The 12,789-nt window shown below is 62.5% G+C and carries 11 protein-coding genes; 4 read left to right on the plus strand and 7 right to left on the minus strand.

What is annotated here, in order from left to right:
• Positions 1 to 21: 21 nt before the first annotated feature.
• The 7 genes from AC2FMM_RS00945 to AC2FMM_RS00975 form a co-directional block, all read right to left on the minus strand.
• Positions 22 to 399, minus strand: a complete 378-nt coding sequence (locus AC2FMM_RS00945) for a DUF2237 family protein (protein ID WP_496681978.1) — start codon at positions 397 to 399, stop codon at positions 22 to 24.
• 9 nt (positions 400 to 408) lie between these two features.
• On the minus strand, positions 409 to 1,572 hold the full coding sequence (locus tag AC2FMM_RS00950) for a serine hydrolase domain-containing protein (RefSeq protein WP_496795540.1): 1,164 nt from the start codon (positions 1,570 to 1,572) through the stop codon (positions 409 to 411).
• A gap of 78 nt (positions 1,573 to 1,650) precedes the next feature.
• Entirely contained in the window at positions 1,651 to 2,331 is a 681-nt protein-coding gene (gene pth, locus AC2FMM_RS00955; RefSeq protein WP_496686909.1) for an aminoacyl-tRNA hydrolase, read from the minus strand.
• A 129-nt stretch (positions 2,332 to 2,460) separates the two neighbouring features.
• Positions 2,461 to 3,108, minus strand: coding sequence for a 50S ribosomal protein L25/general stress protein Ctc (locus AC2FMM_RS00960; RefSeq protein ID WP_496795541.1), 648 nt, complete (start codon positions 3,106 to 3,108; stop codon positions 2,461 to 2,463).
• Positions 3,109 to 3,218: 110 nt separating this feature from the next.
• The gene (locus AC2FMM_RS00965; RefSeq protein WP_496795542.1) at positions 3,219 to 4,385 is read right to left on the minus strand and encodes an alpha-hydroxy acid oxidase; all 1,167 of its coding nucleotides are present in this window, start codon (positions 4,383 to 4,385) and stop codon (positions 3,219 to 3,221) included.
• A gap of 158 nt (positions 4,386 to 4,543) precedes the next feature.
• A complete protein-coding gene (trpA, locus tag AC2FMM_RS00970) occupies positions 4,544 to 5,335 on the minus strand; it encodes a tryptophan synthase subunit alpha (protein WP_496681988.1) in 792 nt (263 codons plus the stop codon).
• Positions 5,336 to 5,413: 78 nt separating this feature from the next.
• The gene (locus AC2FMM_RS00975; RefSeq protein WP_496795543.1) at positions 5,414 to 5,899 is read right to left on the minus strand and encodes an acyloxyacyl hydrolase; all 486 of its coding nucleotides are present in this window, start codon (positions 5,897 to 5,899) and stop codon (positions 5,414 to 5,416) included.
• 194 nt (positions 5,900 to 6,093) lie between these two features.
• On the opposite strand from AC2FMM_RS00975, the gene ychF reads away from it, so the two are divergent.
• The 4 genes from ychF (at position 6,094) to fdhF (ending at position 12,730) form a co-directional block, all read left to right on the plus strand.
• Positions 6,094 to 7,191 carry a redox-regulated ATPase YchF gene (ychF, locus tag AC2FMM_RS00980; RefSeq protein WP_005978002.1) on the plus strand — a complete coding sequence of 366 codons (1,098 nt, stop codon included), beginning with the start codon at positions 6,094 to 6,096 and terminating at the stop codon, positions 7,189 to 7,191.
• Between the two features lie 72 nt (positions 7,192 to 7,263).
• Positions 7,264 to 8,145, plus strand: a complete 882-nt coding sequence (locus AC2FMM_RS00985) for a LysR family transcriptional regulator (RefSeq protein WP_496795544.1) — start codon at positions 7,264 to 7,266, stop codon at positions 8,143 to 8,145.
• A gap of 86 nt (positions 8,146 to 8,231) precedes the next feature.
• Positions 8,232 to 9,935 (plus strand): NAD(P)H-dependent oxidoreductase subunit E, encoded by a 1,704-nt coding sequence (locus AC2FMM_RS00990; protein WP_496795545.1) that lies wholly within the window; start codon positions 8,232 to 8,234, stop codon positions 9,933 to 9,935.
• 11 nt (positions 9,936 to 9,946) lie between these two features.
• Positions 9,947 to 12,730: a formate dehydrogenase subunit alpha gene (gene fdhF / locus AC2FMM_RS00995; protein WP_496795546.1), complete on the plus strand. Its 2,784-nt coding sequence runs from the start codon at positions 9,947 to 9,949 to the stop codon at positions 12,728 to 12,730.
• Positions 12,731 to 12,789: the final 59 nt, after the last annotated feature.

Below are 12,789 nucleotides of genomic sequence, written 5' to 3' on the forward strand. Positions count from 1 at the left end.
TGGTCGGGTATCGCTTCGCTGTCAGTCGGCTGGCGCCCGGTAGGATGCAAGCACGCTCAGCGGCACGATTTCGAGCGCGCGCTGATGGGTCGCTTCGAGATGCACGAGGGGCGCGCAGCCCTCGTCATGCGCCTGCAGGAACCGGCCGGCGCAAAGGCACCAGCGGTCGCCGGGCTTTAGACCGGGAAAGTCGAACTCGGGCCGCGGTGTGCTGAGGTCGTTGCCGACATATTTCGAATAGGCCAAAAACTCGGCCGTCATCACCGCGCAGACCGTGTGGCTGCCACGATCTTCGGGGCAGGTATTGCAGGCCCCGTCACGGAAGAACCCTGTCAGCGGTTTCCGCGAACACGGGGCCAGAACCCCGCCCAATACGTTGATGCTGTCCTGTTTCTGCATGACTCCATCTTACAGGCTTTGGGCGATCTTGCGGAACATTTCGATGTTCTGTTCGTTGACGCCGGACTCGCGGAACTTTCGATCAGCCCCCGTGGCCACGATCAGGACGCCGCGAGGTTGGTCGAAATACATGTACTGCCCATAGACGCCGCGGGCCAGAAACTCGCCTTCATGTGCCCCAACCGGGATCCACCATTGATAGCCATAGCCGATTTTTCCCGGTTCGGTCGGAGCGGTGGGCCAGGTCGATTCCGCGATCCAGTCGGCCGGCACCATCTGGCGGCCGTCGTGTACACCGTTCTGCAGGATCATCTGCCCAAACCGCGCATAGTCGCGGGTGGTGAAGTTCAGCCCGCCCAGCACGAAGGCCACGCCAGCCCCGTCGGTGACATAGTAGCCATCGCGCGCCAATCCCAGCGGCTGTACGATTTTCTCCGTCAGCAGGTCGGGAATACTGCGGCCGGTGGCGCCGCGGATAACCATCCCCACGACATGGGTGTCGATCGAGACATATTGCCAGACTTCGCCGGGGGTGGCGAAACTCTCGGTAAGCGCGGCAGTGAAATCGTCCAATTCTCGACCCAGGGCCACCACGCGCCCCATCCGGTTGATGTCGGAATTGGGGTCCAGGTAGTCTTCGTCAAAGGTCACGCCGCTGGCCATGTTCAGCACATTGCGGATCGTGGCGGGTTCGTAGGCGCTGCCTTTTAGCTTGGGGGCATATTTGACGACCGGATCGTCCAGTGACTCGATGGCCCCTTCGTTCATGACGATGCCAAACAGCGCCGACAGATAGCTTTTGGCCATCGACCATGAAACCCGCCGGTCATCCGGCCCGGTGCCCATATAGTATTCCTCGAACCGGATCTGGCCATCCTGCATCACCAGCAGGGATGTCACCGCCCTCTCCTCGATCCAGTCCTGGCTGCCCTCAGGCAGGTCAAACGCGGGGCCGTAGGGCAACTCCCAGGTCGGGCCATCTCCGCGGGGCAGGGGGGTCGTCAGAAAAGCCTGATCCATGTGCGAGAAGTTGTGGACGATCTTTTCCTCGGAAAACAGAGAGTTCACGGCCAGCAACCGCTGGATCTCTTCCCGTTTCCAAACGCCGACGACGACGGCGGCCAGCGCCAGCATCAGCACGATGCGCAGCAGCCATTTCAGGACCGTTTTCATGTTTCCCTCCGCTGTTGACGGCATTGGAGCGCGATGCCGTTCAATCCGCAATCGCTACGTTGCGGCAGGCTTCGGGGCCTATTTGAACTTGTCCAGCAGCTTCTGCATCGCCGAACGCGTGTCGGCCTCGGGCGCGGTGGGGTGGGTAGCCGGTTTGGGCGCGGGCTTGGTTGCCGTGGTCGAGCTGCGCGGCGGCGCGGTGCGCAGGGCGACGGCATTCATGAATTTGGCCGTATCGCCCTCGGCCAGATGCACGGCGCCATCGGAAACCCCGCGCAGAACGTCCTCCAGCCACTGAGAATCAGCCTTGGCGAAGTCGCCCAGTACGTAGGCCGAGACCAGTTCCTTGCGGCCGGGATGCCCGATGCCCAGACGCACCCGGTCATAGGCCGCCCCGATGTGGTCATGGATCGACCGCAGGCCGTTATGCCCCGCATGTCCGCCGCCCGATTTGGCACGCACCTTGCCGGGGGCAAGGTCCAGCTCGTCGTGGAACACGGTCACGTCGGTCGAGTCGAGCTTGTAGAACCGCATCGCCTCACCCACGGACTGGCCCGACCGGTTCATGAAGGTCATCGGCTTGAGCAGCAGAACCTTTTCGCGGCCCAGCCGGCCTTCGGAAACCTCGCCCTGGAATTTGGACCGCCAGGGGCCAAAGCCATGCGCGTCGGCGATGGCGTCCACGGCCATGAAGCCGATATTGTGCCGGTTCCTCGCGTATTTCGCGCCCGGGTTGCCCAGTCCGACGAACAGTTTCATCCTTGGTTCCTTGCATTGCACTGCATGTTGGTTGCACCGATCAGGTAAACAAGCGCGGTCTGCGGTTCAAACGAAAAACGGGGCGCCTTGCGACACCCCGTTTGAATTCGGAACAATCCGGGACTGGATTTATTCCTGATCCTCGCCGACGACTTCGACTGCATCGGCAGCTACTTCTTCTTCGCTGTCCTCGTCATCGGTGACCAAGCCGGTCGGGGCCGAGATGTTGGCGATCACGAAGTCACGATCGATGGTCGGCTTGGTGCCGTTGGGCAGATCGACCGACGAGATGGTCACGACGTCGTTGATGTTCAGGCCGGTCAGATCGACGGTGATCTTTTCGGGAATGTCACCGGCGGTGCAGACCAGTTCGACCTCGGGGCGGACGACGGTCAGAACGCCGCCCTTCTTGATGCCGGGGGCCGCGTCTTCGTTGATGAACTCGACCGGGATGTACAGCGCGATCTTGCTGGTGCGGCGCAGACGCATCAGGTCCAGGTGGGTCGGCAGGTCCTTGACCACGTCACGCTGCACGTCGCGGCAGATGACGCGGACGTCTTCGTGGCCCTCGACTTTCAGGTTCCACAGAGTCGACTTGAAGCGGCCTGCCTTCAGGCGCTTGAACAGTTCGTTGAACGGAATCTGGATCGGCAGCGGGTCTTTGTCGCCACCAAATACGATGCCCGGAACCATGCCGTCGCGGCGTGCCTGACGAGCGGCGCCCTTGCCCGTCCCCGTCCGTTCCAGAGCTACGAGATCAGGAATCTCACCAGCCATGATAAATCTCCAATGTTAGGGCAGGGTGCCTCCAAGGCTGTCACCCCGCGTGAAGCGGCGTCCTTAGACCGAATCCGGCCATTTGGAAAGGGGTAAAAACGATTTCCGCGTCATTCCTGCCAGCGGCCGCAGAAATCCTGCGGGACAAGCAGGTTGTGCGGCCCCAGATCGGCCACGTTGCGCTCGCCGCACAGGGCCATGGTGGTGTCCAGTTCCTTCTGGATCACTTCCAGCGCTGTGGTCACGCCCTTTTGGCCCATCGCGCCCAGCCCGTAGACGAAAGCGCGCCCGATATAGGTGCCTTTGGCCCCCAACGCCAGCGCCTTGAGCACGTCCTGCCCCGAGCGGATACCGCTGTCGAGATGCACTTCGACATCGCCGCCCACCGCATCCATGATCCGCGGCAGCATCCGGATTGAGCTGACTGCTCCGTCCAATTGCCTCCCGCCGTGGTTCGAGACCACGATGGCGTCGGCGCCCAACTTGGCCGCCATCTTGGCGTCTTCGGGGTCAAGGATGCCCTTCAGGATCACCTTGCCGCCCCATTGCTCCATCAGTTTCTCGATCTTTTTCCAGTCGAGGCTGGGATCGAACTGTTCAGCGGTCCACGCACCCAGCGACGAGGCGTCCGAGATGCCTTGAACATGACCCACGATATTGCCGAACTCGCGCCGTTTCGCGCCCAGCATCTCGATGCCCCAGGCCCATTTCGTCATCAGGTTGGCGATGGTCTTGGCGGTCAGTTTCGGCGGGGCGGACAGGCCGTTCTTCAAGTCCTTGTGCCGTTGGCCGAGGATTTGCAGATCAAGGGTGATGACCAGGGCCGAGCATTTGGCATCCTTGGCGCGCTGGATCAGGCGGCGGACATAGTCCTCGTCCTTCATGGTGTACAGCTGGAACCAGAACGGCGCACCGGTATGTTCGGCCACATCCTCGATCGAGTTGATCGACATGGTCGACAGCGTGAAGGGCACGCCGAAATCCAGCGCGGCCTTGGCGGCCTTCATTTCACCATCCGCATGCTGCATCCCGGTCAGGCCCACGGGCGCAAGGGCCACCGGCATGGCCACGTCCTGTCCTATCATCTGCGACGCGGTCGAACGGCCGGACATGTCCACCGCAACCTTCTGGCGCAAGCGAATGTCGTGGAAATCCGCGCTGTTGTCGCGAAAGGTCTGCTCGGTCCAGCTGCCGCTTTCGGCATAGTCATAGAACATCCGGGGCACCCGGCGTTCATAGATGCGTTTGAGGTCGTCGATATTGGTAATGACAGGCATGGCCGCGCCCTTCTGCAGATTGGTTAGGTTTCTTTACCAATTCTTCCGCCAAGGCGCAACGGCCAGTTGCGCATGTGGTCAGATGGGTCAAAGACGCAAAGATAAACCGCCGCAGGCGTGCGGCCTGCAGCGGCTGAAATCCGTTTCGGATTTTGCCGTCAGGCGCTGTGGGCGCCGTCTGACAGCGATTTCACGAAGTCCAGAACCTCGGCCACCGGTTTTCCGGCGGCGATCTGGCTGACGATGGCCGAGCCGACCACCGCCCCGTCGGCAACGCTGGCGATGGCGCGTGATTTCTCGGGCGTGTTGATGCCGAACCCCACGATCACCGGAAGATCGGTCGCCGCCTTGATGCGCGCGACCTCGGGGCCGACATCGGTGGCCTCGGCCTCGGCCGCACCGGTGATGCCGGTGATCGAGACGTAATAGACAAAGCCCGAGGTATTCTGCAGCACCCGCGGCAGGCGCTTGTCATCGGTGGTGGGTGTGGCCAGCCGGATGAAGTTCAGCCCGGCCGCCTGCGCGGGCAGGCACAGCTCGTCGTCTTCCTCGGGCGGCAGGTCAACGACGATCAGTCCGTCGATGCCGGCCTCTTTGGCGTCGGCCAGGAACTTGTCCACGCCGCGGCTGTAGATCGGGTTGTAATAGCCCATCAGCACGATCGGCGTGGTGTCGTCGGTTTCCCGGAACGCCTTGGCCAGATCCAGCGTGCGCTGCAGCGTCATGCCACCGTCCAGTGCCCTTTGACCGGCGGCCTGAATTGTCGGGCCGTCAGCCATCGGATCGGTGAAGGGCAGACCCAGTTCGATCACGTCGACGCCGGCCCCCGGCAGGCCGCGGACGATTTCAAGCGAGGTGTCATAGTCGGGATCCCCGGCCATGACATAGGCGACAAAGGCCTTCTTACCCTCGGCCTTCAGGGCGGCGAACTTGGCGTCGATACGGGTCATGGACGATCCTTGCATACAGGTTTGGACCCGATGTGCAGAAAGTTTGGCCGAAAATCAATCCCGTCCTGACCGCCGGGGTCAGAAGTTCAGATGATACCGCAGCATAAGGGCGTTCATGCCGGGGTTTTTTTCTTGCGTGCTTGCGTTCGATTTGTGGGTGATCGCAAGCGATACGTCGTTGCCGCCGTTCAGCGTATAGCCGACGCCCAGCAGGCTGCGGATCTGAAAGCTGCCGCCCAGGTCATTCAGCGCCAGCGACTCGTTGTAATAGCCGGGCATCACGCTGCCTTCGATGAACCATCGGTTGGCAAACTGGTAGGTTCCGATCAGTCCGGCCCCGATATGGCTGTCGCCGTCCTTGTCCGACGAAATCGCCACACCCCAGGTCGCACTGAACCGTTCGGCCTGGTGGAACGGCCGGTGCTGATATTCCAGCGAAAAAATCGCCTGGTCCACCGACAGGCTGTCCGAGAAATCGGCATAACCGGCCCCAAAGATCACGGATTGAGCGGGAGCCATGGTCGCAAAGGCTGAAAGTGCGGCTGAGGCAAGAAGGTTTTTCATGTCAAATCATCAACGTTGAGGAACTCGGATCGTAGATAGGAACCGTATGTCGGTGAGTTCAACACGAGAAGACGCACGATTCCGCGAAATATCGTGATGTTGCGGATGGGACTCAGTCGGGCGGCGGACCAGCGCCTTGCGGATTCCTCGTGACATGCATAGAAGCAGCCGTCGAATGGCATCAGGAGGCCGCAATGGGTTTCAAAATGGGTATCGTGGGTCTGCCGAATGTCGGCAAGTCGACCCTGTTCAACGCGCTGACCAAGACCGCGGCCGCGCAGGCGGCGAATTTCCCGTTCTGCACGATCGAACCCAATGTGGGTGACGTTGCGGTGCCGGATGCGCGCCTGGACAAGCTGGCCGCCATTGCCAAATCCAAGCAGATCATCCCGACCCGGATGACCTTCGTCGACATCGCCGGCCTGGTCAAAGGCGCCTCGAAGGGCGAAGGGCTGGGCAACCAATTCCTGGCCAACATCCGCGAGGTGGACGCCATCGCCCATGTGCTGCGGTGTTTCGAAGACGGCGACGTGACCCATGTCGAGGGCCGCGTCGATCCGGTTGCCGATGCCGAGACGATCGAGACCGAGCTGATGCTGGCCGATCTGGAAAGCATTGAAAAGCGACGCGCCAACCTGGTGCGCAAGCTCAAGGGCAACGACAAGGAGGCCCAGCAGCAGGACCGCCTGTTGGCCGCCGCACAACAGATGCTGGAGGACGGCAAGCCCGCCCGCTTGGTCGAGGTCAGCGACGAGGATGCGAAGGCCTGGAAAAATCTGCAACTGCTGACGACCAAGCCGGTTCTCTATGTCTGCAACGTATCCGAGGAAGATGCGGCCACCGGCAATGAGTATTCCGAACGCGTGGCCAAGATGGCGGCCGAGCAGGGTAACGCCCACGTCATTATCAGCGCCAAGATCGAAGAAGAGATCAGCCTGCTGGAGCCGGACGAGGCACAGATGTTCCTGCAGGAGATGGGGCTGGAAGAACCCGGCCTCGATCGCCTGATCCGCGCGGGTTACGACCTGCTCAAGCTGGAGACCTATTTCACCGTCGGCCCGAAAGAGGCCCGCGCCTGGACCATCCGTCGCGGCACGCTGGCCCCGCAGGCCGCGGGCGTGATCCACGGCGATTTCGAAAAGGGCTTCATCCGCGCCGAGACCATCGCCTATGACGACTTTGTCGCCTGCAACGGTGAACAGGGCGCGAAGGAGGCCGGCAAGATGCGGGCCGAAGGCAAAAGCTATGTCGTCAAGGATGGCGACGTGCTGCACTTCCTGTTCAACACCTGATCGCGAAACGTCTTTTCCCGGCGGGCAAACCCGGTATCCTTCGGGCATCCTCCGCAACCCCGAGGCCCGCCCGTGTTCGACCTTCGCGATCTGCACCTGCTGTCCGCGCTTGCGCGCCATCGCCATTTCGCCAAGGCGGCCGAGGAATGCGGCATCTCGCAACCCGCGTTCTCGATGCGCATCCGCAACCTCGAGGATCGGCTGGGCGTGTCGATCGTGCGCCGGGCCAACCGGTTTCAGGGCCTGACCGAAGAGGGCGAGATGATCGTCCGCCGCGCCCGCCGTATCTTGGATGACGCCAAGGCGCTGGAGCAGGAGGTGCAGGCGATCAAGGGCGAGATCACCGGCACCCTGATCCTTGGCGTGATCCCGACCGCCATCGCTTTTACCGGACGCCTGATCAAACGGTTGCAGGCGGCGCATCCCCGCATCCTGTCGCGGATCGAAACCATGTCGGCCACCGCGATCCAGTACCGGCTGGACGAGGGCAGCATCGATGCCGGGATCACCTATGGCGACAGCATCGGCACCGACCTGCGCCATGTTCATCCCCTGTATGAAGAAACCTATGTGCTGCTTGTCCCTCAGCACATGACGCAGGAAACCGGCCCGATCCCTTGGGCACGCGTGGCCGAGTTCCCGCTCAGCCTGCTGGAGCCGCAGATGCAGAACCGGCGCATTCTCGACCGGATTTTCGCCGAACAAAGTCTACATCCTCATGTAGTGGCCGAAACCAGCGGATTCACCGCCTCGATGGTCATGGCACGCGAAGGGCTGGCGGCGACGGTTGTACCGCGCGTTCTGGTGCGGGCGCTGGGCGATCTTGAGGGGACGCGGGTCCTGCCTCTGGTCGATCCGGTGGTCAGCAAGCCGATCTGTCTGGCGACGCTGGCGCGCGACCCGGAACTGCCGACGGTCGATGCCTTGCGACGGGTGGTGACGTCTTTGCGGTGATAAACCGTCGTTATCGTGCCATTCGGTTTTGCGATTTGACGATATGAATTGCTGATGAGAAACGGGACCTCAATTCGGAGGGCATCATGGCACCATTGGACACCAAGCCATCAGGCGCGCCCAAGGGCGTCTGGAAGTCAGGTAAAGGCAAGGGGCGGCACACGCCCAAGGGCCGACAGTTCACGGACGAAGCGCAGGCCGAGATTCAGCGCCTGCTGGGCGATCGCCCGCGCCGCCGCGACCTGCTGATCGAGTTTCTGCACCTGATCCAGGACACGCACGGCCATATCAGCGCCGACCACATTGCCGCGCTGGCCGTTGAGGCGCGGGTCGGTCAGGCCGAGATCTACGAGACCGCGACTTTCTATGCTCATTTCGACGTGGTCAAAGAAGGTGAAACGCCGCCCCCCGCGCTGACCATCCGCGTTTGTGATTCTCTGTCCTGCGAATTGGCCGGCGCACAACAGCTGAAGAAGGCGCTGGAAGATGGGCTGGACCCGTCCGAAGTGCGCGTTCTGCGCGCGCCCTGCATGGGGCGCTGCGACACCGCGCCGGTGCTGGAAATCGGGCACAACCACATCGACCACGCCACCCCAGAAAAGGTGCAGACCGCCATCGCGGCGGGCGATACCCACGCCCATCTGCCCGACTACGAGACCTTCGCGACCTATGTCGAAAACGGTGGTTACGCCAAACTAAGAGAACTGCGCGAAGGTGGCGACTGGCAAGAGGTTCAGGAACAGGTTCTGGCCTCGGGTCTGCGCGGCCTAGGCGGCGCCGGTTTCCCGTCGGGCAAGAAATGGGGCTTTGTCCGCATGAACGACGGCCCGCGTTACCTGGCTGTCAACGGTGACGAGGGCGAGCCCGGCACCTTCAAGGACCGCTACTATCTTGAACGCACGCCGCATGTTTTCCTCGAAGGGATGCTGATCGCCGCATGGGCAGTCGAGGCTGAGACCTGCTTCATCTACATGCGCGACGAATACCCGGCGGTGCTGGAAATCCTACGGCGCGAGATTGCAGCGTTGGAACAGGCCGGGATCGTCGAGAAAGGCTATATCGACCTGCGCCGCGGTGCGGGCGCCTATATCTGCGGCGAAGAATCCGCGATGATCGAGTCGATCGAGGGCAAGAAGGGCCTGCCGCGCCACCGCCCGCCCTTTGTGGCGCAGGTCGGCGTGTTTGGCCGCCCGACGCTGGTGCACAATGTCGAGACGCTCTACTGGGTGTCCAAGATCTGCCGGGAAGGCCCGGAAATCCTCAATTCGGTTGAAAAGAATGGCCGCAAAGGCCTGCGCAGCTACTCGGTCTCGGGCCGGGTGGCCAAGCCGGGGGTCTACCTGCTGCCGGCAGGGTCGACCATTCTTGACGTGATTAATGCCGCCGGGGGCATGGCCGAGGGTCACGTTTTCAAAGCGTATCAACCGGGCGGGCCGTCCTCGGGCCTGTTGCCCGCGTCGATGGACGACATCCCGTTGGACTTCGACACTCTGCAACCGCATGGCACCTTCATCGGGTCCGCCGCCGTAGTGGTCCTGTCCGATCAGGACACCGCGCGCGACGCGGCGCTGAACATGCTGCGGTTCTTCGAGGACGAAAGCTGTGGCCAGTGCACGCCCTGCCGCGCGGGTTGCGAAAAGGCGGTGAAGCTGATGCAGGCCGAGAAATGGGACACCGACCTGCTGGAAGACCTGTGCCAGGTGATGGGTGATGCCTCGATCTGCGGTCTCGGGCAGGCGGCTCCGAACCCGATCCGCCTGGTCATGAAACATTTCGCCAATGAGATCTGAGGGAGACAGCTATGCTTGACGCGAGCGAAACCAAGACCGTCACCTTCAACCTGAACGGCGAAGACGTGACGGTACCCGAGGGCACCACGATCTGGGAAGCGGCCAACGGCAAGGGTCTGGTCATCCCGCATCTGTGCCACAAGCCCGCGCCGGGCTATCGCCCTGACGGCAATTGCCGCGCCTGTATGGTCGAGGTCGAGGGCGAGCGGACGCTGGTCGCCTCGTGCATCCGCCCGGCGGCTGAAGGGATGGTTGTGAAAACCGACACCGACCGCGCCGAGAAATCGCGCGCGCTGGTGATGGAATTGTTGGTGGCCGACCAGCCAGAGCAGCCGCATGATACCTCCAGCCATTTCTGGGACATGGCCAAGCTGAACGATGTCAGCGACAGCCGCTTTCCCGCGAAAGAGCCCGAGAAGATCCCGCTGCTGGATGACAGCCATGTGGCGATGCGGGTCAATCTGGATGCCTGCATCAACTGCAACCTCTGCGTCCGTGCCTGCCGCGAGGTGCAGGTGAATGACGTGATCGGCATGGCCGGCCGCGGGCATACCGCGCAGGTGGTGTTCGACCAGAACGACCCGATGGGCGAGTCGACCTGCGTGGCCTGCGGCGAATGCGTTCAGGCCTGCCCGACCGGCGCGCTGATGCCCGCCACCGTGCTGGACGACCAGCAGCGCGGCGACAGCAAGGATTACGACTCCGAGACCGAAAGCGTCTGCCCATTCTGCGGCGTGGGCTGCAAGGTCAGCCTCAAGGTCAAGAACGGCAAGGTCAAATATGTCGAGGGCATCAACGGTCCCGCCAACGAAGGCCGCCTGTGCGTCAAGGGTCGGTTCGGATTCGACTACATCCACCACCCGCACCGCCTGACCAAGCCGCTGATCCGGCGCGAGGATGCGCCGCCCAAGGGGTTGAACGTCGATCCCGCCGACTGGAGCACCCATTTCCGCGAGGCGACCTGGGACGAAGCGCTGGACCTGGCCGCCAAGGGGCTGATGAAGCTGCGGGATGAGGATCCGCGCAGCGTGGCGGGCTTTGGCTCGGCCAAATGCACCAACGAAGAGGCCTATCTGTTCCAGAAGTTCATCCGGCAGGGCTTTGGCCACAACAACGTGGACCACTGCACGCGGCTGTGCCACGCCTCGTCGGTGGCGGCGCTGATCGAGAACGTGGGCTCGGGCGCAGTGACCGCGACCTTCAACGAGATCGAAAATGCCGATGTGGCGATCATCATCGGCGCCAACCCGATCGAGAATCACCCCGTCGCGGCGACCTATTTCAAGCAGTTCGCCAAGCGCGGCGGCAAGCTGATCGTGATGGACCCGCGCGGCGTGGGCATGCGCAAATTCGCGACCGAGATGCTGCAGTTCCGGCCCGGTGCCGATGTCTCGATGCTGAACGCGATCATGAACGTGATCGTCGAGGAAGAGCTGTATGACAGCCAGTACATCCACCGCTGGACCGAGAACTGGGAGGCCGAGAAGGAGCACCTGCGCCAGTTCACGCCCGAGAAGATGGCGCCGATCTGCGGCATCGAACCGGACCAGCTGCGCCGCGTGGCCCGAATTTTCGCCAATGCGAATGCGGGGCTGATCTTCTGGGGCATGGGCGTCAGCCAGCATATACACGGCACCGACAATTCGCGCTGCCTGATCTCGCTGGCGCTGATGACGGGCAATGTGGGCAAACCGGGCGCGGGTCTGCACCCGCTGCGGGGGCAGAACAACGTGCAGGGGGCTTCGGATGCGGGCCTGATCCCGATGTTCCTGCCCGACTACCAGTCGGTCACCGACGACGCTGTTCGAGCCAAGTTCAGTCAGGTCTGGAATTCGGGCGATTTCTCGAACGAGAAGGGCCTGACCGTGACCGAGATCATCGACCACGCCTATGTGGGGAAGATCAAGGGCATGTACATCCTGGGCGAAAACCCGGCCATGTCCGACCCCGACGTGAACCACGCCCGCGAGGCGCTGGCCAAGCTGGACCTGATGATCGTGCAGGACATCTTTTTGACCGAAACGGCAAACTATGCCGACATCATCCTGCCGGCCTCGGCGCTGTATGAAAAGAACGGCACGGTGTCGAACACCAACCGCCAAGTGCAGCGCGTGCGCCCCGCGGTGCCGCCGCCGGGCGATGCGCGCGAGGACTGGGCGATCACCGTCGATCTGGCAAAGCGCATCGGGCTGAACTGGGATTACACGGAAGTCTCGCAGGTCTTTGCCGAGATGAAGCTGACCATGGCGTCGCTGGACAACATCACATGGGAGCGGCTCGAGACCGAGAGCATCACCTATCCGTCGCTGTCCGAAACCGATCCGGGCCAGTCCATCGTGTTCGGCGACGGCTTCCCGCGCCCCGATGGCCGTGCGAAATTCACTCCGGCCAGCATCATCCCCCCGGATGAGGCCCCGGACGAGGAATTCCCGATGATCGCCACCACAGGGCGGCAGCTGGAACACTGGCACACCGGGTCCATGACCCGTCGCGCCAAGGTTCTGGACGCAGTCGAGCCCGAAGCGAACTGTTCGATGAACCCGCGAACGCTCAAGCTGATGGGGATCGAGCCGGGCGAGATGGTGCGTCTCACCACCCGGCGCGGCTCGATCGAGATCATGGTGCGCGCCGACCGGGCGATCGCCGAGGACATGGTGTTCATCCCCTTCGCCTATGTCGAGGCGGCGGCGAACATCCTGACCAACCCGGCCATCGACCCCTATGGCAAGATCCCTGAGTTCAAGTTCTCGGCCATCCGTGTCGAAAAGATCGAGGACGCCATCGCGGCCGAGTAGAGCCTGCAACCACTCACCAAAACCCTGAAAAGGCGGGCCAGCGTGCCCGCCTTTTTCTT

The sequence above is a fragment of the Ruegeria sp. BHSC043 genome (genome assembly GCF_059612985.1).